The 18,433-nt window shown below is 60.6% G+C and carries 20 protein-coding genes; 9 read left to right on the plus strand and 11 right to left on the minus strand.

All coding sequences use genetic code 11. The annotated features are described in order from the left end of the window. Positions 1 to 62: 62 nt before the first annotated feature. A complete protein-coding gene (locus AC07N8_RS16310; protein WP_493144573.1) occupies positions 63 to 728 on the plus strand; it encodes an FKBP-type peptidyl-prolyl cis-trans isomerase in 666 nt (221 codons plus the stop codon). A gap of 59 nt (positions 729 to 787) precedes the next feature. Here AC07N8_RS16310 and AC07N8_RS16315 read toward each other — a convergent pair whose 3' ends face one another. The 7 genes from AC07N8_RS16315 to AC07N8_RS16345 form a co-directional block, all read right to left on the minus strand. After that, positions 788 to 1,246 (minus strand): Rsd/AlgQ family anti-sigma factor, encoded by a 459-nt coding sequence (locus AC07N8_RS16315; protein ID WP_007899333.1) that lies wholly within the window; start codon positions 1,244 to 1,246, stop codon positions 788 to 790. 177 nt (positions 1,247 to 1,423) lie between these two features. Next, a complete protein-coding gene (locus tag AC07N8_RS16320) occupies positions 1,424 to 1,975 on the minus strand; it encodes a disulfide bond formation protein B (protein ID WP_493144576.1) in 552 nt (183 codons plus the stop codon). A gap of 251 nt (positions 1,976 to 2,226) precedes the next feature. Further along, entirely contained in the window at positions 2,227 to 3,465 is a 1,239-nt protein-coding gene (locus AC07N8_RS16325; RefSeq protein ID WP_493144578.1) for a heme biosynthesis protein HemY, read from the minus strand. Beyond that, positions 3,462 to 4,616 (minus strand): uroporphyrinogen-III C-methyltransferase, encoded by a 1,155-nt coding sequence (locus AC07N8_RS16330; RefSeq protein WP_493144581.1) that lies wholly within the window; start codon positions 4,614 to 4,616, stop codon positions 3,462 to 3,464. Before AC07N8_RS16330 ends, AC07N8_RS16325 begins: the two co-directional genes overlap by 4 nt. A gap of 16 nt (positions 4,617 to 4,632) precedes the next feature. After that, positions 4,633 to 5,400, minus strand: coding sequence for a uroporphyrinogen-III synthase (locus AC07N8_RS16335; RefSeq protein ID WP_493144583.1), 768 nt, complete (start codon positions 5,398 to 5,400; stop codon positions 4,633 to 4,635). After that, complete coding sequence (gene hemC / locus AC07N8_RS16340) at positions 5,397 to 6,338, minus strand: hydroxymethylbilane synthase (RefSeq protein ID WP_493144586.1); 942 nt, start codon at positions 6,336 to 6,338, stop codon at positions 5,397 to 5,399. Before hemC ends, AC07N8_RS16335 begins: the two co-directional genes overlap by 4 nt. Before the next feature lie 138 nt (positions 6,339 to 6,476). Beyond that, positions 6,477 to 7,223: a LytR/AlgR family response regulator transcription factor gene (locus AC07N8_RS16345; RefSeq protein WP_493144588.1), complete on the minus strand. Its 747-nt coding sequence runs from the start codon at positions 7,221 to 7,223 to the stop codon at positions 6,477 to 6,479. Between the two features lie 459 nt (positions 7,224 to 7,682). Here AC07N8_RS16345 and argH point away from each other — a divergent pair, with 459 nt between their 5' ends. After that, positions 7,683 to 9,077 (plus strand): argininosuccinate lyase, encoded by a 1,395-nt coding sequence (gene argH / locus AC07N8_RS16350; RefSeq protein ID WP_483843757.1) that lies wholly within the window; start codon positions 7,683 to 7,685, stop codon positions 9,075 to 9,077. A 110-nt stretch (positions 9,078 to 9,187) separates the two neighbouring features. Here the strand turns inward: argH and AC07N8_RS16355 are convergent, their stop codons facing one another. Beyond that, positions 9,188 to 9,847, minus strand: a complete 660-nt coding sequence (locus AC07N8_RS16355; RefSeq protein ID WP_493144592.1) for a glutathione S-transferase family protein — start codon at positions 9,845 to 9,847, stop codon at positions 9,188 to 9,190. A 124-nt stretch (positions 9,848 to 9,971) separates the two neighbouring features. Here AC07N8_RS16355 and AC07N8_RS16360 point away from each other — a divergent pair, with 124 nt between their 5' ends. From AC07N8_RS16360 to AC07N8_RS16370, 3 genes are all read left to right on the plus strand, one after another. Further along, positions 9,972 to 10,256 (plus strand): hypothetical protein, encoded by a 285-nt coding sequence (locus AC07N8_RS16360; RefSeq protein ID WP_010465083.1) that lies wholly within the window; start codon positions 9,972 to 9,974, stop codon positions 10,254 to 10,256. Between the two features lie 325 nt (positions 10,257 to 10,581). Beyond that, positions 10,582 to 10,827 (plus strand): TIGR02647 family protein, encoded by a 246-nt coding sequence (locus AC07N8_RS16365; protein ID WP_123434869.1) that lies wholly within the window; start codon positions 10,582 to 10,584, stop codon positions 10,825 to 10,827. Positions 10,828 to 11,019: 192 nt separating this feature from the next. After that, positions 11,020 to 13,863 carry a class I adenylate cyclase gene (locus AC07N8_RS16370; protein ID WP_493144595.1) on the plus strand — a complete coding sequence of 948 codons (2,844 nt, stop codon included), beginning with the start codon at positions 11,020 to 11,022 and terminating at the stop codon, positions 13,861 to 13,863. 6 nt (positions 13,864 to 13,869) lie between these two features. On the opposite strand, the gene rnk is transcribed toward AC07N8_RS16370, so the two are convergent. The 3 genes from rnk to cyaY all read right to left on the minus strand — a co-directional run bounded on the left by rnk (position 13,870) and on the right by cyaY (position 15,095). Continuing rightward, complete coding sequence (gene rnk, locus AC07N8_RS16375; RefSeq protein ID WP_046045088.1) at positions 13,870 to 14,280, minus strand: nucleoside diphosphate kinase regulator; 411 nt, start codon at positions 14,278 to 14,280, stop codon at positions 13,870 to 13,872. 259 nt (positions 14,281 to 14,539) lie between these two features. Continuing rightward, positions 14,540 to 14,758, minus strand: coding sequence for a DUF1289 domain-containing protein (locus tag AC07N8_RS16380; RefSeq protein WP_483843754.1), 219 nt, complete (start codon positions 14,756 to 14,758; stop codon positions 14,540 to 14,542). A gap of 4 nt (positions 14,759 to 14,762) precedes the next feature. Continuing rightward, positions 14,763 to 15,095, minus strand: a complete 333-nt coding sequence (gene cyaY, locus AC07N8_RS16385; protein ID WP_123434872.1) for an iron donor protein CyaY — start codon at positions 15,093 to 15,095, stop codon at positions 14,763 to 14,765. A gap of 329 nt (positions 15,096 to 15,424) precedes the next feature. Between cyaY and lptM the strand changes: the two genes are divergently transcribed. Genes lptM through AC07N8_RS16405 form a run of 4 tightly spaced genes read left to right on the plus strand, consistent with a single transcriptional unit; the run spans position 15,425 to position 18,432 of the window. Next, a complete protein-coding gene (gene lptM / locus AC07N8_RS16390; protein WP_483843753.1) occupies positions 15,425 to 15,601 on the plus strand; it encodes an LPS translocon maturation chaperone LptM in 177 nt (58 codons plus the stop codon). Positions 15,602 to 15,610: 9 nt separating this feature from the next. Continuing rightward, complete coding sequence (gene lysA / locus AC07N8_RS16395) at positions 15,611 to 16,858, plus strand: diaminopimelate decarboxylase (RefSeq protein WP_483843752.1); 1,248 nt, start codon at positions 15,611 to 15,613, stop codon at positions 16,856 to 16,858. Between the two features lie 4 nt (positions 16,859 to 16,862). Then, entirely contained in the window at positions 16,863 to 17,693 is an 831-nt protein-coding gene (gene dapF, locus AC07N8_RS16400) for a diaminopimelate epimerase (protein WP_483843751.1), read from the plus strand. 13 nt (positions 17,694 to 17,706) lie between these two features. After that, positions 17,707 to 18,432: a DUF484 family protein gene (locus AC07N8_RS16405; RefSeq protein ID WP_483843750.1), complete on the plus strand. Its 726-nt coding sequence runs from the start codon at positions 17,707 to 17,709 to the stop codon at positions 18,430 to 18,432. The last annotated feature ends 1 nt before the right edge of the window (position 18,433 follow it).

An 18,433-nucleotide genomic window follows, 5' to 3' on the forward strand; every position in this document is an offset into this window, starting at 1 on the left:
AGTTCACCTTTGTGCCCATTCTCACTGGCATAATCCACCGCATTCCAGGTCGGAGAGTGCCCATGTCGCGCTACCTTTTTTTATCGCTGTGCGTGTTTTTTTCAGTGGCTCAAGCCGACGAAAAAACCTCCGCAAATAACCCTCACGATCTTGCTTACAGCCTGGGCGCGAGCCTCGGTGAACGCCTGCGCCAGGAGGTCCCCGATCTGCAACTTCAGGCACTGCTGGAGGGTCTGCAACAAGCGTATCAAGGCAAGCCACTGGCGTTGAAGGACGAGCAGATCGAGCGAATCCTGGCCGAGCATGAAGCCCAGCTCGCCGAGCAGCCGGCGCTCCCGCAAAGCGAAGCCGCACTGGAAAAAGAGCAGCGCTTTCTCACCGAGGAAAAAGCCAAACCGGGTGTTCGCGAATTGGCGGATGGCGTGTTGCTGACGGAGCTGACTCCCGGCACCGGCGCCAAGGCCGGCCCTAATGGCAAGGTCCAGGTTTTGTATGTCGGGCGCCTGCCGGATGGCACGGTGTTCGATCAGAACAGTCAGCCGCAGTGGTTCAGTCTCGACAGCGTGATCAGCGGCTGGCGCAGCGCACTGCAAAATATGCCGGTCGGTGCGAAATGGCGCTTGGTGATTCCATCGTCTCAAGCCTATGGCGCGGACGGCGCCGGCGACCTGATCGCACCGTTCACCCCACTGGTATTTGAAGTCGAATTGCGCGGCGCTACCATCTGAATTACAGGCATAAAAAAACGGTGCGCAGTGCGCACCGTTTTTAGTTTGCCGGGAGGGATTCAGGCCTGAACCGAATCCTCTTCCTTGTGAGCGGTATGCAGCACTTCGATCAGGCAATCTTCCAGTTCGAAGCGTTCATGCAACAGGCCGCCCAACTCCTTGAATTTCTCCGCGACGCACTTGCCTGCATCACACAGGTCGTTGAACGCCAGCAGCTTCTCGGTGATGACATCGATGCGCGGGTAGATTGTCTCGGCCAGCTCCAGACCACGCGTGTCGCCAAATGCCTTGGCTTCACCGGTGAGCTGTTCGTAGATCTCGAAATGCCCCGCCGACACATAATCGACCAGCACGCCGCAGAATTCCTGCAACGGCTTGCGGTTCTCGCCTAGTGCCTCAGGCTTGGCGCCGAGAGCATCATAGGCCCGAACCAGTTCGTGACGCTCCTGCAACCAACGATCGATCAGCAGATGCACTCCACCCCAACGTTCCTGAGCATTCTGACAACTTTCGAGCATGGTGATCTCTCTTCCCTTGTGGGTCAGCTGCTCAATGCCTGCTCGCCTCTTGTTAAGTCAATGGGCGGTCAGGCAGAGCGTCATCGAGCAACATAATTCCAATGACACGTGCGGGCCAGATTATGCCCGCGCGACTGTGGCTTCAAGGTACGCAGGAGATAAAGTTCATACAAGTGTTTAATCGCCCATCTGCACCCGGTGCGACGACACGCCGCTGAGCGGTCGCTCACACGCGAGCCAAACGACGCGAAGCAATTGATAAACCCCCAGAATCGTCACCCCGATAAAGAACAGCAGGCTCCATTCCGGGATGCTCAGGTCGAACAGCGTCCAGGAAATCTCGGCACAATTAGCCTCCCCCTTGAACATCTCCGTGACCCGGCATAACCAAGGCATGTTCTCGTAGGTCACCTCCAGGCTGGACGAGCACGTCAAGAGCTGATGCATGGGATCACTTTGCAGCAGTATCTGCCGCCACGCCGTAATCATGCCCGCGAGACTGCAGAAGAATCCGAGCAACCAATACAGGAACGATCCAAAGCGCCCCGGACCCTGCACGGAGGCTGCCAGGCAGATACCCGTGAGTAGCGCCAGACAAGCCCGCTGCAAAACGCACAAGCCGCAAGGTTTGAGTCCGACCGCATATTCCAGGTAATAGGAAATGCCCAAGGCCAGGGAACCTGTAATGAAAACCATGAAAAACAAGGAGCGTGAGCAGGCCAAAGACATGGCTTTTCCGTACCAGTAGAGACAGGTGGTTACGGTAGAGGAAAGCGCGCAAGCCTTTCAAGGCAGGCCGGCACGGACACTTCACCAGAAGTGTAGGGAATTCCCGACAGCGTCGAGAGGAATCGGTGTAGTCCTCTGTAGGAGGATTCCGATCAGGGACTACAAGGCCAAACACGCGACGCGTTTCGAACCCAGAGAGCGCCGCCCCGCCCCTGTAGCCGCTGGCGAAGCCTGCGGCTACAGGACCAGCCTCAGGCGTAAACGGGCGCTGGCAGCGGTGCCGCCAGCAGACGCTCATCGAGCATGCCCAAGCCTTCCTGGAACAACTGATTGCTGCGTTCGGTGTCGCCCAGTTGCGCCAGCAACCGCGCCAGTTCCGCACAAGCTTCCGGGTTACGCTGAATCCGCAGACTGTTCTCCAGATAGTCTCGCGCCTTGCCCCACAAGCTGTTTTGCAGGCACAAGCGGCCCAGTGTCAGCAACAGGCTCGGGTCGGCTGGATGATCCTTGAGCCAGCCCTCGGCAGTCTGCAGTTGGCGCGCCGGATCGCTGCCGCGAACCAGTCCATACAGTCGCGCCAGATGACTGTCGTAATGGCGCTTGAGGGCCGTGCGCAGAACCTCCTCCGCCTCGACCTGCGCCCCCAGTTGTCGTAGCTGCTCGGCATAGGCCAGCACCAATTGCGGTTCCTGACGCTGAGCCGACGTGAGCTGTTGCCAAGCGCGAGTGAGCGATTGCAAACCGACCTTGCCATCTTCTTCCTGATGCGCCGCCAGCGACAGGTTTTCACCCCACGCACGGCGCTCCAGTTCGGCCAGTTCGGCGGGCGGCAGGACCTTATCCTTGCGCAGCTCGGGCAACAGGCGAATCACCGCCGACCAGTCGCCACGCTGCTGAAGCAGGCGCTGTAACTGGCGCAATGTCTGGGCGTTATGGGGATGACGCTCATGCATGGCTTGCAGGGTGGCCAAGGCGCCGTCGGTATCGCCACGGTCGGTCTGCAATTGGGCGTGATTCAAGGCAATCGCCAATTCGGCCTGTGGCTGGCGCTCGAGGGCACGCTCCAGCAAATTGTCGCTTTCTTCGTAATGACCCTGCTCGTTGGCGGCACGTGCCGCACCAAGGTAGTAGAGCAGTGGTTGGCGCTCAGCTTCGGCAGCGCGATGCAAATGACGCTGTGCACTCGCCCAGCGACCTTCCGCCAGATCCAGCTGACCGTGCTCGATCGCCACTTGCACCCGGCGACTGCGATTGCGCCGCGACCAGGGATTGACCACGCCACTGGAGGTCATCACCAGCTCGACCAGCACCTTGATGCCCCAGAACAGCAGCCACAACACTGCGACCAATGCGAGGGTCGCCCACAGGCTCGATTCGTAACGAAAGCTCTTATAGGCAATCAGCACGTAACCGGCATGCTCGGCAATCGCCAATCCCAGCGCGGCAGCAGCGGCGATCACCAGGAACACGATCACATAGAGGCGCTTCATGGCGTTGCCTCCTGAGCGGTACCTGCAGCAGGCTTGGCCATTGGCTTGATCGAGTCTTCAGCGTTGACATTACGCCGCTCCAGATACCCCTGCACCGCGCTCAACGTGCCGGTCAGATCCGGTGTCACGACCGTGACCCGTTGCTTGCTCAGCTCGCCAACCTGCTCCAGCATCACTTTGCTCTGGGGGTTGTCCTGGTTGAAGTTGCCGGTCAACACATCCCGAGCCTCCGCCAGCGCCTGGGTGTAAACCGCGGCCTGGCCATTGAGCGCGGCCCATTGCGCCTGCTCCAGCGCCAGGCTCAGGGCAAGCCGTACCTGGCTCAGGCTCTGCCCGGCCAACAGTGGACGGACATTTTTGTCAGCACTGAAGTCGATGCGAATGTAACGGGAGATCTGATCCCACCATTGCGCCCAACGACTGGCACCGTCGCCATCAGCGGTCAGGCCCAGCAGAGACTCGCCCCGGTCCTTGTACTCGGGTGCCAGCTCGGTGAGGTCGATCACTTGATCACGCAACGCGCCCAGTCGCAGGAACAACCCGGTACGATCCGGCTGTTCCGTACTGCGTAACGCCACCAGGGTTTTGGCCACTTGCTCGCGAGCGGCGAAGGAGCCCGGATCGTTCTGTTCACGGAGAATATCGTCGGCCCCCTGCACCAGCGCCTGCGCGCTGCTGATGTCCTGCAAGGCAGAGAGGCGCAGGCTGGCCAGACGCAACAAATGCTCGGCCTCGGCCAGGCGCCAGTCCTTGCGGCTGGCACCGAGGACGGTTTCCAGGCGCTGGTTAAGGCGTTGTTGATCACCCTGCAACTGCGTGACCAGACGGGCGCGCGCCTCCAGTTCATCAACGGCGGGTAACTGCTCCAGACGGGTGCTGATGCGCTGCTCATTGAGCTTGAGGCTTTGCGCCTGGTCGTTCAGCGCTTGCACCTGAGCCAGTTGCTGCTGGTTATTGGCTTGCAGGTGACGCACCTGCCAGACACCCCAGCCGCCCACGGCAACACCGGCAGCGCCGAGCAGCAGCGCGACGATTGCCAGCCCATTGCCTCGACGCTGCACGTCAGGGGGTGGCGTCGTTTCAACCGGAGTTTCAACCGGTGCATCAAGCACTGGCTGGACGTCATCTTTAGGCAAGGCAGTTTCGCTCACGTATCCATCCTTTGCATTAGAGAACGGGTTCGGGATGCTCCCGTAACGCCGTCAGCAAAGCCGCGGCACTGGCGCCGCGACAATCCACAACTGTTTGAGCCCCGGCGGCACGTGCCAGTTCGGCGACCCTTGGGCTTGGAACAAACAACGGCAACCGCGCCAATTGTGGCCAGGCAACGCCGGCCAGTTGATGCAGGTGCTCAAAACCTAGTCCACTGCTGACCACCAGCCCGTTCAAGCGTTCCGCTTCAATCCGGTCAGGCAGTGCCGCCAGCGGGTAATGAGGCAGGCCGCGACGGTACAACTCCAGATACTCGACACTAGCACCAAGCTCGCGCAAACGCTCTGCCAGGAGTTCGCGTCCACCTTCCCCGCGCACGATCAACACGCGCGGATCGGGCCGGTTGACAGCCTCGCGCAACCCGGGAAGTTCCAGCAAGGCTTCGCTGTCATCACCTTCGGCTGGAAAGCTCACGTCCAGCCCGCGGTCCTCAAGGATTTGCGCAGTGGCGGCGCCGACACTGAACCATTTCAACGCAGGAGGATGCGGCCAAACCTGGTCGACCAGATCAACAGCGATTCTGGCCGCGGGTTTACTGACCACGATCACCGCACAAAAGCGATCCAGTGCCTGAATCAGCCCGCGCATTGTGTCAGAGGCCGGGATCGGCTCGATTGCCAAAAGCGGCAAGCTGCTACTGAAAATCCCCGCTTGCGCCAAAACATCGCTCAACGCTGCGGATTCATCCGCAGGTCGCGTCAGCAGCAAGCGCCAGCCAGTCACTCGTGACCTGCCTCGCCATACACCGCTTTGAGGATATCGTCGGCGCCCTGGCTCAAAAGGTCCTCGGCGACTTGCACACCCAAGGTTTCGGCGTCAGCGCGGGGGGCACGGGCTTCGGCGCTGAGCAGCCGGCCGCCACTTGGATCACCGACCAGGCCTCGCAACCAGATCTGCTCGCCTTCCAGCACGGCGTAGCAGGCGATCGGCACTTGGCAGCCACCGTTCAAATGTTTGTTGAGGGCACGTTCGGCGGTCACGCGAGTGGCGGTGTCGAGATGGTGCAGCGGGGCCAACAAGGCATGAATTTCGCTGTCGGCGGTGCGGCATTCGATACCGACTGCGCCCTGGCCACCGGCCGGCAGGCTGTCGTCGACGCTGATGGCCGAGGTGATGCGGTCTTCGAAGCCCAGGCGAATGAGGCCAGCGGCGGCGAGGATGATGGCGTCGTACTCACCCGCATCAAGCTTGGCCAGACGCGTATTGACGTTGCCACGCAGGAAGCGGATCTGCAGGTCCGGGCGACGGGTCAGCAACTGGGCCTGACGGCGCAGGCTGGAGGTGCCGACGATGCTGCCTTGTGGCAACTCATCCAGGCTGGAGTAGGTGTTGGAGACGAACGCATCGCGTGGATCTTCACGCTCGCAGATGCAAAACAGGCCGAGCCCTTCCGGGAAGTCCATCGGCACGTCTTTCATCGAATGCACGGCGATGTCGGCTTCGTTTTCCAGCAGCGCGGTTTCCAGCTCTTTGACGAACAGGCCCTTGCCGCCGATTTTCGACAGCGGCGAGTCCAGCAGCTTGTCGCCGCGACTGACCATGGGCACCAGTGTCACGAGCAGACCGGGATGGGCCTCTTCCAGACGGGCTTTGACGTATTCGGCCTGCCATAGGGCCAGGGCACTTTTGCGTGTGGCGATGCGGATTTCGCGAGAGGACATGGATCAATCCGTACTGAATAGATACGGCGGATAATAACAGCTCAGCCAAATCCACTTTGACTTGTATCAGGTACTGCATGGCCTCCCTGGCCTGGTTGTCCGGCAAGCGGGTGTGAAGATCGCCCCGTGAACGGCGAATTAAAGCTGCTGCATCATCTTGCGCACGCCGGCCACATGGCGCCGGCTGACGATCAAAGCGTCGCCGTTCAAACCTTTGAGGAACAGCTGGAAATGCCCCAGAGGTGTGCGTTGCAGGCGTTCGATGCGCTCGCGGGCGACCAGGGCATTGCGGTGGATTCGCACGAATCGGTCGCCAAACTCATCCTCAAGGGCCTTGAGCGGTTCATCCAGCAACACTTCGCCGCTTTCATGGCGCAAGGTCACGTATTTGTGGTCGGCAATGAAGTAGACCACCTGATCCAGCGGGATCAGCTCGATACCCTTTCGGGTTCGTGCGCTGATGTGGCTGCGGGGGCCGCTGCCACTTTCGGCGGCGGGACGCGTCAGGGCAGCGAGCTGGAGACGATTGGGGCGCTCGGCTTTCTTTAATGCTTCGTGAAGCTGTTCAGTACGCACAGGTTTCACCACATAGCCTACGGCGCTGGCCTGTAAGGCTTCCACGGCAAATTCATCGGGTCCTGCACAAAACACCACAGCGGGCGGAGTTTCGCGTTCGCACAACCGCGCAGCCACTTGCAGGCCGTCAAGGCCTGGCATACGGATATCGAGTAGCACGATATCCGGCTTGTGGCTGTCGATCAGTGCCAACGCCTCTTCGCCGTTCGTGGCGCTGGGCTCCAGGACACTGTATCCCTCGAGTTCGCCGACCATTCGGCTCAGGCGCTCGCGGGCCAGGGGTTCGTCATCAACGATCAGGACATTCATATTGCGCTGGATTCCTGCGTGAGTCTCGCACAAGGATAGCGTAGACAGGTGAAGTGACGTCCGTCACCGCGATCCACGCTAAGACTAGCGCGAGGGCCAAAAAGTGCCGCGAGATCGGCGGCTAAATTTTCAACTGCCGCGTGATTGGAGGCTCTGGCCCGCGTTGGCGAGGGATCGCCGTAGGGTTTGCCGATACACAATATGAACACCCCCTCTTCTTATAGTCAGTGGTCGCACCAAAAAGTGCGCTGATCCTACTGTCCAACTGTAGACGGTTGCCGGGACGTTATTGCTCAATTGAAAAATATCGTTGCGCAATTTCCCAAAGGCTCACCTTGAGTATGGACCGCGCCATAAGAAAAAAACGTATCGACCAGTGTCAGCGACAGGATTGGCAACCCTGTTATTATCCGCGACAGCTTTCAACGTCACTTTTCTCCAGCCGATACGAGCGAATTCATGAGCACTGACAAGACCAATCAGTCCTGGGGCGGCCGCTTCAGTGAACCCGTCGACGCCTTCGTCGCCCGCTTCACCGCCTCCGTCACTTTCGACCAGCGCCTGTATCGCCACGACATCATGGGCTCGATCGCCCACGCCACCATGCTGGCCAAGGTCGGCGTGCTGACCGATGCCGAGCGCGACAGCATCATCGATGGCCTGAACACCATCCAGGGTGAAATCGAGGCCGGCCAGTTCGACTGGCGCATCGACCTCGAAGACGTGCACATGAACATCGAGGCGCGCCTGACCGATCGCATCGGCGTCACCGGCAAGAAGCTGCACACCGGCCGCAGCCGTAACGACCAGGTCGCCACCGATATCCGCCTGTGGCTGCGTGACGAGATCGACCTGATCCTCAGCGAAATCACCCGTCTGCAAAAAGGCTTGCTGGAGCAGGCCGAGCGCGAAGCCGGCAGCATCATGCCCGGCTTCACTCACTTGCAAACCGCACAGCCGGTGACCTTCGGGCACCACATGCTGGCCTGGTTCGAAATGCTCAGCCGCGACTACGAGCGCCTGGTCGACTGCCGCAAGCGCACCAACCGCATGCCGCTGGGCAGCGCTGCGCTGGCCGGCACCACCTACCCGATCGACCGTGAATTCACCGCGCAGTTGCTGGGTTTCGACGCCGTCGGCGGCAACTCGCTGGACAACGTGTCGGATCGTGACTTCGCCATCGAGTTCTGCTCGGCGGCGAGCATCGCGATGATGCACCTGTCGCGTTTCTCCGAAGAGCTGGTGCTGTGGACCAGCGCGCAATTCCAGTTCATCGATCTGCCGGACCGTTTCTGCACCGGCAGCTCGATCATGCCGCAGAAGAAAAACCCGGACGTGCCGGAACTGGTTCGCGGCAAATCCGGCCGCGTCTTCGGCGCACTGATGGGTTTGCTGACCTTGATGAAGGGCCAGCCGCTGGCCTACAACAAGGACAATCAGGAAGACAAAGAGCCGCTGTTCGACGCGGCTGACACCCTGCGCGACTCGCTGCGGGCCTTTGCCGACATGATCCCGGCGATCAAACCCAAGCACGCGATGATGCGCGAAGCGGCGCTGCGTGGCTTCTCTACCGCCACCGACCTGGCTGACTATCTGGTGCGCCGCGGCTTGCCGTTCCGCGACTGCCACGAAATCGTTGGCCATGCCGTGAAGTACGGCGTGGAAAGCGGCAAGGACCTGGCGGAAATGAGCCTGGAAGAGCTGCGCAAGTTCAGCGATCAGATCGATCAGGACGTATTTGCCGTGCTGACCCTGGAAGGTTCGGTGAATGCCCGTGACCATATCGGCGGCACTGCGCCGGCGCAGGTCAAGCAGGCAGTGGTTCGCGGCCAGGCGCTGCTCGCCAGCCGCTAATCGCTAAAAGCATCGCGAGCAGGCTCACTCCCACAGGGTCCGGTGTGTTCAACACTTTCCCCTGTGGGAGCGAGCCTGCTCGCGAAGGCTATCTTACAAACACCAAAAAACTACTTCTTGGACGCGATCATCGCCATAAACGCTGGCATCGCCGCTTCCTTGTCCACTGCAATCCGCTTTACATTCGGGTTCTCGCCCAGTCGCTCCAGCAATGCCTTGGCTTCTGGCATCTCGGCCAACAAATCCAGGCCAAACAACTTCTGCCCCACCGCAGCGGCCAACGGCACGCTGTACAGGAAATACAGATCGGCAATGCTCAGGCTGTCGCCCGCCACATAAGGGGCAAACTTGCCGTGCCGCGCGAGCGAGGCAAACCCCAGCAGCAACTCGGACCTGGTCCTCTCCTTGATCGCGTCCGGCACCGGCGAACCAAAAAACGCCTCGCCGTAGCACATGCGCCCCGGCAGCTCGATATACAGCTCGATTTCCTTGGCCAGCGCCAGCACCTGTGCGCGCTCGAAAGGATCGCTCGGCAACAGCGGCGTACCTTTCTGACTCTGTTCGATGTATTCGAGAATTACAGCGGTTTCGTTGATGAAACCTTGTTCGGTGCCCAGCACAGGGACCTTGCCGCGCGGGCTGATGGCCAGCGCTTCTGGGCTCGGGCCAGGGTAAAACAGCACTTCTTCGAACGGCAGTCCCTTCTCCAGCAGCGCCAGTTTCACCATGTTGTAGTAGTTGCTGACAGAAAATCCATAAAGCTTGAGCATCACAAAGCCTCCAGGCCGTGCGGGGTTGGCAGTCCTGTTTTATAGAACGCCCGTGCGATTCTTGCCAGCAGCATCACAGCGTTGAATGCAGGTAAACTGGCCGCCTTAACTTGAGGAGCCTGCCATGAGCGAGCCAACCGACATCGATAGCGACGAAGAAGAATTTACCGAAACCACCCTGATCGAAGCCATCGAAAACCAGATCGAAAGCGACAACCCGCCGGCTGCCAAGGCGACCTTCAACAAGTTGACGCTGGTCGGTTACGAGCGTGAAGAAATCCTCAATTTGATGGCACACGTGTTGGCGGTAGAAATCGACGCAATCCTCGAAGAAGACCGCGCGTTCAATACCGAATGGTACGAAACAGCGCTGCGCGCGCTGCCGGAATTGCCGCCGGAAAAGAAGTAAACCCGATTTGATGGACAGCAAGCTTCTGTGGCGAGGGAGCTTGCTCCCGCTCGGCTGCGGAGCAGTCGCAAAACTTTTGGGGCCGCTCCGCGCCCCAGCGGGAGCAAGCTCCCTCGCCACACAATCCGCTCCTACACAAATTGTCACCCATCAATCCTGCCTTCCCCCATACCCTGACTACACTGGTACGCACCCCGCTGCCGCACCAGCCGCCGGGGAATGCTTCCCGAGGTGAAAAAACCCTGATGCAGGCACTGGACATGCCGCACGAGTGGGCTCACCTTAGGGGCGCTGTCGTCCAATTCCTAGAAAGTCTGGAGTCCTTATGTCGCTTACCCCTGAGTTGGTTGCCGAACTGGAAGTCCTCGCACTCTTCAACCTGGACAGTTCCCAGGAAGGTCTGAAAATTCATCAGACCGCTGCCCCGAAACACATTGCCGCCGCCCAACGCCTTTTTGAAAAAGAACTGACCGACCAGCCCGATGGCGGTTACCTGACCAGCCTGGGTCGTGACGCCGCGCAAAATGTACAAACCGTGCTGACCATTCTGCGCGCCGAAGAAACAGCCTGAACAACACCGCTTCGCCCACGGAAACCCCTGTCACGGGATTTCCGCGGGCAAACCCGGCGCCTGCTGTCGCCCCGCGATAAAAATCTGACGTCAAAAATACAAATTCAGCTTAAAAGTGGCAGGCCCGAGGCGCTAAACTGCCCCTCATTCGCCGCCCCCACGTCCGAGCCTCGCGAGCCGGTTTGAGCTGACATGACCCGCACCCATGAAATCCGCCCCGATCTGGACGAGGGAATCGACCGCAAGGTTCTCAGCCAACTGCGCGCACGCTTTCTAAAACTCAATGAAGGCCGCATGGCCCGGGCCATGGAAGGGTTGTCGACCCGCCAGCAAACGGTGCTGACGCTGCTACCGCTGTTTTTCCACGTCAATCATCCGTTATTACCGGGGTATGTTTCCGGCGCTACGCCGGCCGGGCTGTCGAACTTCGAGCCAGATGCCAATGCCCTCGCTGAAGCCCAGCGCCTGACCCGCTCGTTCTCTTACAAGCCGCGACACGGCAGCAATCCGCCGCGACCGATCCACGGCCTGTTCCTGATGGGCAGCCTTGGCACGCTGGCTCAAGCCGATCAAAGCGACATGGACGTCTGGGTCTGCCACGCGCCGGACCTCAGCGAAAGCGAACTCGCCGAGCTGCGCAAAAAATGCCAACTGCTGGAGGTCTGGGCCGCCAGCCAGGGCGCCGAGGCGCATTTCTTCCTGATCGATCCGACGCGCTTCGTGCTCGGTGAGCGCGACACCCAGTTGAGTTCCGAAGACTGCGGCACCACCCAGCATTACCTGCTGCTGGATGAGTTCTATCGCACCGCCATCTGGCTGGCCGGTCGCACGCCGATCTGGTGGCTGGTGCCGGTCTACGAAGAGTCCGCCTACGACCGCTACACCCACACGCTGCTGTCCAAACGCTTCATCCGTGCCGACGAAAGTCTGGACCTGGGGCATCTGGCATTCATACCGCCGGGGGAGTTCATCGGTGCCGGGCTCTGGCAGTTGTTCAAGGGCATCGAGTCGCCCTACAAGTCCGTACTCAAGCTGCTGCTGACCGAGGTCTACGCCAGCGAACACCCCAAGGTTCATTGCCTGAGCCTGCGTTTCAAGCAAGCGGTGTTCGCCAATCAACTGGACCTCGACGAGCTGGACCCGTACATCGTGGTCTACCGGCGCATCGAGGAATACCTCAAGGCCCAGGGCGAACCGGAGCGGCTGGAACTGGTGCGCCGCGCGCTGTACCTGAAGGTCAATCGCAAACTGACCGGCAACATCCGCACCCAGAGCTGGCAGCGTTCATTGCTGGAGCGACTGGCCCAGGAATGGGGTTGGGACCAACGGCAACTGGCGCTGCTCGATAGCCGCAGCCAGTGGAAAGTCCGCCAGGTCAGCGCTGAACGTCGCGCCTTGGTCAACGAGCTGAATTACAGCTACCGCTTCCTGACCCAGTTCGCCCGCACTGAAGACACCGCCAGCCTGATCAACAAGCGCGACCTCAATGTGTTGGGTCGCCGACTGTATGCCGCCTTCGAGCGCAAGGCCGACAAGGTCGAATTCATCAACCCCGGCATCGCCCCGGACCTGGCCGAAGACACGCTGACGCTGGTGCAGGCGCCGAACAAGAAGGAACCGGGGCAAACCCAGTGGGGTTTGTACAACGGCAGCCTGACTGCTCAAGAGTGGGAGCATTTCGCGCCGATCAAGCGCAGCCGCCAATTGCTGGAACTCCTGACCTGGTGCCATCGCAACGGCGTGATCGACAGCAGCACGCGCCTCGCCCTGCACCCTGGCATTAGCGACCTGAGCGAATTCGAACTGTTCAACCTGCTCGGCAGCCTGCAACAGTGCATCGCCCTGCCCCTGACCACCGTGGCGGAAGAGCCCTTGCTGCGCGCCAGCGTACCGAGCGAGGTATTGATCCTGGTGAACGTTGGCGTCGACCCGCTCAAGCACCATCGCGACTTGAACATCCTGATGACCACAGAACGCACCGACTCGCTGAGCTATGCCGGGGTTCGCGAGAACCTCGTGCTGACGCTGGACCAGGTCACGCTCAACAGCTGGAACGAAGTGCTGGTCAGCCGCTATGACGGCCCTCACGCCCTGCTCGACTGCCTGCGCGCTTACCTCAACAACCTGCCGAGCGGGCCACAACAGCCCAAGCTGCGGGTTCGTTGTTTCTGCCATAACCGTGCGCAGTTCATTGCCCGCCGGGTAGAAGAGGTGATCGACACCGCACAGAACCTTCTGTTGAGCAACCTCAATCACCGCTACCTGATCCAGGTCCAGCAGCACTATCACGTGCTGGAACTGGTGCCGGGCCAAGTCAATCACGTCGCCATCGCCACCTTGCCGGCGTTGATCGATTACCTGGGTGAGGAGCTGACAGGCTACAGCCCGCTACACCTGGACCCGATGGCACTGGAAGACCACGACCTCGCGCTGATCCTGCCGATGGGCCAGCCCGAGTGCATTCAGGTGTTCTACAGAATCAACGAGGATCAGGCTGATCTCTACGTGCTGGATGAGCTCAATGCGCTGTGGCAACAACGCCTGCCCTATCACGACGAACAGAGCCTGTTGGTGCCGTTGCAACGCTTCCTGCAATCCATCCAGTACCGGCGCGATGCCTTGTTGCCGATGGATGCCGCTCAACCCGTGAGCATGGACACGTTGTACTACCAACTGCTGCCGTCCGGCCCCGGGCGGGCGCGTCGGGTCGAAGTGCGGCCAGCGCCGCAAACGCCGGTCAACAAACCTTTCTACGACGTGCAAGCCATCATCGGCAAAGCCGCGCCAGGCGAGGTGCAGGTGACGTTGTATTGCAATCAGCGAGAGTTTTCAGAGCTGGAACATGGCGACCAACTGTTCAGCGTGGTCGCGCAGGAGATTGTCGATCAGCGACGCGAAACCGAACGCTATCGCTGCTACATCACCGACCTGGACCTCTCGGGCCTGCTCGGTGACGGTCAGAGTTCCAGCAATCTGTATCTGCGTTACAAGGCTGACCTGGAGCGCTCGTTGAACGAGGCGCTCGAACAGGTCTGAAGGGGGTTATTCCGGAAAGTGGCCGCCCTCGGCCGGCTGCGATTCGACTTCCAGCAGGGTCAGTTTCAGTGTCTTGCCGCCCGGTGCCGGCCAGTCGATGTGCTGACCAACCTTGAGACCGAGCAGTGCGCTGCCGACCGGCGCCAGAATGGAAATCTTGCCTTCGTCGGCATTGGCGTCTTTAGGGTAGACCAACGTCAGGTGATAGTCCTTGCCGCTGCCTTCTTCGCGGCAATGCACACGGGAATTCATCGTCACGACATCGGCCGGCACTTCATCGTGGCCGACCAGGGTATCGGCGCGATCCAGTTCGGTTTGCAGCGCGATAACGCCCGGCAGCGTGTCGTCCAGGCTGTCGATCAGGCGCTCCAGACGTTGCACGTCCAGACGAGTAAGGGTGATGGAAGGTGCGGTCATGATTGAGGCAGACTCCTTTCTTCTGCACAGAAAAAGCAAAACCCCGCCAGAAAAAGGCGGGGTTTTCACGAGCCTCGATGAGTTGAGGCGTTTCCGGACACTATCACAGCTCAATAAATATACAAGTCAGGTGCGACCATGGGCCTGTGTAGACCACTGTGGCGAGGGAGCTTGCTCCCGCTGGGGCGCGAAGCGGCCCTGAAAATCTTGCGGTCGCTTCGCAACCGAGCGGGAGCAAGCTCCCTCGCCACAAAAACCCTTATGCCAAGGATTTTCGCTGGACCGCTTGGGCGCAGATAACCCGCCTGCGCTCATCATCCGCCGAGCGCCATTCGCGGATGTCTTCGACATGGCGAAAACATCCCAGGCAAACCTTCTGTTCGTCCAGCCGGCACACACCACTGCACGGCGAAGGGACCGCCGGGCTGACATTACTGTAGAGCGGCTTGGGTGGGCGAACGACGGCGGGCTCGGTCACGATCTCACAGACCTTCGAAATCGAGTTCGACGTCAGCCTGCTGCTTGACGATGCGCTCGAGCATTTCGCCCAGCTGCTCTTCGCTCTTGTCGCACATCCAGCGCTCGCTCTCTTCGTCATAGTCGAAGTGGAAACCACCGGACACCGCCGCCAGCCACAGCTGACGCAGCGGTTCCTGACGACTGAAGATCAACTGGCTGCCGTTTTCGAACTTGACGGTGAGCACACCGGCCGAGCTCTCCAGATCGATATCCAGGTCACACTCGTCAAAAATATCCTCCAGCGTCTGCTGGGTGGCATCGACCAGATCGTGGAAACGGGCTTCGGTCAAACTCATTGCGGCAACCTCAAAAAGTGTCTGTTCACGCTCAAGCGCCGCAAGATACGGGCGAGCCCCGGTGATTGCAAAGGATAACGATCAAGCACCGATTTAGGTACATCAAACACTGTACCTGTGGGAGCGGGCTTGCCCGCGAAGAGGCCAGCACATTCAATATCTTTGTTGACTGAACCACCGCTTTCGCGGGCAAGCCCGCTCCCACAGGGATTGCGCCTGGCTGACCGGCATCGTGCCAAGCCCCGCCGGACGGGAGCCCCGTCGCATAGGCAAGCTGACGGGTGGCCGGTATACTCCGGCGCAATTAACGCATTTTCAAGGATTTCGCCATGAAGCGCCTGATCTCTTCCCTTGCTGCGCTCGTCGCGGTTGCCTGCCTTGTGTCGGCCTGTGGTCAAAAAGGCCCGCTGTATCTGCCAGACGAAGACCAGGACCCTGTCGAGCAGGCCAAGTCCTCGCAAAAACAGCCTGCCTCCAAAGCACACAAGCACGACGTCTACCAATAAGGGAACGCCATGGACGCTTTTAATTACCGTGGCGGGGAGCTGTTTGCCGAAGGTGTGGCCCTGTCGGCCATTGCCGAACGTTTCGGCACACCGACCTACGTCTACTCCCGCGCGCACATCGAAGCCCAGTACCTGGCTTACGCCGATGCGCTAGCCGGCATGCCGCACCTGGTCTGCTTCGCGGTCAAGGCCAACTCCAACCTCGGTGTACTGAATGTCCTGGCGCGTCTGGGCGCCGGTTTTGACATCGTCTCCCGTGGCGAGCTGGAACGTGTGCTGGCCGCTGGCGGCAGCGCCGACAAGATCGTCTTCTCCGGTGTCGGCAAGACCCGTGACGACATGCGTCGCGCCCTCGAAGTCGGCGTGCATTGCTTCAACGTCGAATCCACCGATGAGCTGGAACGCCTGCAAGTGGTCGCCGCCGAGCTGGGCGTTCGCGCACCGATCTCGCTGCGTGTGAACCCGGACGTTGATGCGGGCACGCACCCGTACATCTCCACCGGTCTCAAAGAGAACAAGTTCGGCATCGCCATTGCCGACGCCGAAGACGTGTACATCCGCGCCGCGCAACTGCAAAACCTGGAAATTGTCGGCGTCGATTGCCACATCGGCTCGCAGCTGACCACGCTGCCGCCCTTCATCGATGCCCTCGACCGCCTGCTGGGCCTGGTCGATCGCCTCGGCGATTGCGGCATCTACCTGCGTCACATCGATCTCGGTGGTGGTTTGGGCGTGCGTTATCGCGACGAGGAGCCGCCATTGGCTGGCGACTACATCAAGGCTGTGCGCGAGCGTCTCGACGGTCGTGACCTGGCGCTGGTGTTCGAGCCGGGCCGCTTCATCGTGGCCAACGCCGGTGTACTGCTGACCCAGGTCGAGTACCTCAAGCACACCGAACACAAAGACTTCGCCATCGTCGATGCGGCCATGAACGACTTGATCCGCCCGGCGCTGTATCAGGCCTGGATGGACGTCACTGCCGTGCGCCCACGCGATACCGCCGCGCGTGCCTACGACATCGTCGGCCCGATCTGCGAAACCGGCGACTTCCTGGCCAAGGATCGTCAGCTGGCCCTGGAAGAAGGCGACCTGCTGGCCGTGCATTCGGCTGGCGCCTACGGGTTTGTCATGAGTTCCAACTACAACACCCGCGGCCGCGCCGCTGAAGTGTTGGTGGACGGTGATCAGGCAGTTGAAGTGCGTCGCCGTGAGACGGTAGCCGAGTTGTTTGCTGGCGAAAGCCTGCTGCCGGAGTAACCCCATGCTGCTGCGTTTTACCAAAATGCACGGCCTGGGCAATGACTTCATGGTCCTCGACCTGGTCAGCCAGCACGCGCACATCCTGCCCAAGCACGCCAAGCAATGGGGCGACCGGCACACCGGCATCGGTTTCGACCAGTTGCTGATCGTCGAAGCGCCGAGCAACCCGGATGTGGATTTCCGTTATCGGATCTTCAACTCCGACGGCTCCGAAGTGGAACAGTGCGGCAACGGTGCGCGCTGTTTCGCCCGCTTCGTGCTCGACAAGCGCCTGACCGCAAAACGGCAGATTCGCGTCGAAACCAAAAGCGGCATCATCGAACTGGACGTGCGTAGCGACGGCCAGATCAGCGTCAACATGGGGGCACCGCGCCTGGTACCGGCGGACATTCCGTTTGTGGCCCCGGAGCAAGCGCTGAGCTATCCGGTCGACGTCGATGGCACGCCGGTCGAACTGGCCGCCGTGTCCATGGGCAACCCCCATGCCGTGGTGCGGGTCAGCGACATCAATAACGCACCGGTGCATGAACTGGGGCCGAAAATCGAACACCACCCGCGCTTTCCGGCGCGGGTCAATGTCGGTTTTCTCCAGGTCATCGACCGGAGCCGTGCACAGTTGCGCGTCTGGGAACGTGGCGCCGGGGAAACCCAGGCGTGCGGAACCGGTGCCTGCGCAGCCGCAGTGGCCGCGATCAGCCAGGGGTGGATGGATTCGCCGCTATTGATCGACCTGCCTGGCGGGCGCTTGTCCATTGAGTGGGCAGGCCCTGGCCAACCGGTCATGATGACCGGCCCGGCAGTCCGCGTATACGAAGGACAAGTGCGTCTTTGAGTGAGCGAAATCCATGACCGACAAGCCCCAGGTTCCCGCCCTGCAGCCCGACGAATCCCCTTCCGAAAGCCTTGAGGCGGCGGCGATTGCCGCGTACCTGGAGGCTCATCCGGATTTCTTCATCGAGCACGAAGAACTGCTCCCGGCCATGCGCATTCCGCACCGTCGCGGCGACACCATTTCACTGGTCGAACGGCAGATGACCATCCTGCGTGACCGTAACATCGAGCTGCGTCATCGCCTGTCGCACTTGATGGACGTGGCCCGCGACAACGACCGCCTCTTCGACAAGACCCGCCGCCTGATTCTCGCGCTGATGGACGCCACCAGCCTGGAAGACGTGGTGATCAGCGTCGAAGACAGCTTGCGCCAGGACTTCCAGGTGCCTTTTGTCAGCCTGATCCTGCTGGGTGACAACCCGATGCCGGTGGGTCGCTGGGTGACTCACGCCGAGGCGCAAACGGCCATCGGTGGCTTGCTCTCGGAAGACAAAAGCGTCAGCGGCAGCCTGCGTGAACACGAACTGGACTTCCTGTTCGGCGAAGAACAGCGCAAGCAAATCGGCTCCACCGCCGTCGTCGCGATCAGTCATCAAGGCATTCACGGTATCCTGGCCATCGCCAGCCGTGATCCGCAGCACTACAAAAGCTCGGTCGGCACCCTGTTCCTGAGCTACATCGCCGAAGTCATGGGCCGCGTGCTGCCACGGGTCAACAGCTCCCTGCGCTCGGTCCGCTGAG

The organism is Pseudomonas sp. GW821-FHT10C09, assembly GCF_059415465.1.

Bases quoted from the DNA above. Each gene is read 5' to 3' on its own strand.
- AC07N8_RS16310 (WP_493144573.1), top strand. From the start codon at position 63: ATGTCGCGCTACCTTTTTTTATCGCTGTGCGTGTTTTTTTCAGTGGCT.
- AC07N8_RS16315 (WP_007899333.1), bottom strand. From the start codon at position 1,246: ATGCTCGAAAGTTGTCAGAATGCTCAGGAACGTTGGGGTGGAGTGCAT.
- AC07N8_RS16320 (WP_493144576.1), bottom strand. From the start codon at position 1,975: ATGTCTTTGGCCTGCTCACGCTCCTTGTTTTTCATGGTTTTCATTACA.
- AC07N8_RS16325 (WP_493144578.1), bottom strand. From the start codon at position 3,465: ATGAAGCGCCTCTATGTGATCGTGTTCCTGGTGATCGCCGCTGCTGCC.
- hemC (WP_493144586.1), bottom strand. From the start codon at position 6,338: ATGTCCTCTCGCGAAATCCGCATCGCCACACGCAAAAGTGCCCTGGCC.
- AC07N8_RS16345 (WP_493144588.1), bottom strand. From the start codon at position 7,223: ATGAATGTCCTGATCGTTGATGACGAACCCCTGGCCCGCGAGCGCCTG.
- argH (WP_483843757.1), top strand. From the start codon at position 7,683: ATGAGCACTGACAAGACCAATCAGTCCTGGGGCGGCCGCTTCAGTGAA.
- AC07N8_RS16355 (WP_493144592.1), bottom strand. From the start codon at position 9,847: ATGCTCAAGCTTTATGGATTTTCTGTCAGCAACTACTACAACATGGTG.
- AC07N8_RS16360 (WP_010465083.1), top strand. From the start codon at position 9,972: ATGAGCGAGCCAACCGACATCGATAGCGACGAAGAAGAATTTACCGAA.
- AC07N8_RS16365 (WP_123434869.1), top strand. From the start codon at position 10,582: ATGTCGCTTACCCCTGAGTTGGTTGCCGAACTGGAAGTCCTCGCACTC.
- AC07N8_RS16370 (WP_493144595.1), top strand. From the start codon at position 11,020: ATGACCCGCACCCATGAAATCCGCCCCGATCTGGACGAGGGAATCGAC.
- rnk (WP_046045088.1), bottom strand. From the start codon at position 14,280: ATGACCGCACCTTCCATCACCCTTACTCGTCTGGACGTGCAACGTCTG.
- cyaY (WP_123434872.1), bottom strand. From the start codon at position 15,095: ATGAGTTTGACCGAAGCCCGTTTCCACGATCTGGTCGATGCCACCCAG.
- lptM (WP_483843753.1), top strand. From the start codon at position 15,425: ATGAAGCGCCTGATCTCTTCCCTTGCTGCGCTCGTCGCGGTTGCCTGC.
- lysA (WP_483843752.1), top strand. From the start codon at position 15,611: ATGGACGCTTTTAATTACCGTGGCGGGGAGCTGTTTGCCGAAGGTGTG.
- dapF (WP_483843751.1), top strand. From the start codon at position 16,863: ATGCTGCTGCGTTTTACCAAAATGCACGGCCTGGGCAATGACTTCATG.
- AC07N8_RS16405 (WP_483843750.1), top strand. From the start codon at position 17,707: ATGACCGACAAGCCCCAGGTTCCCGCCCTGCAGCCCGACGAATCCCCT.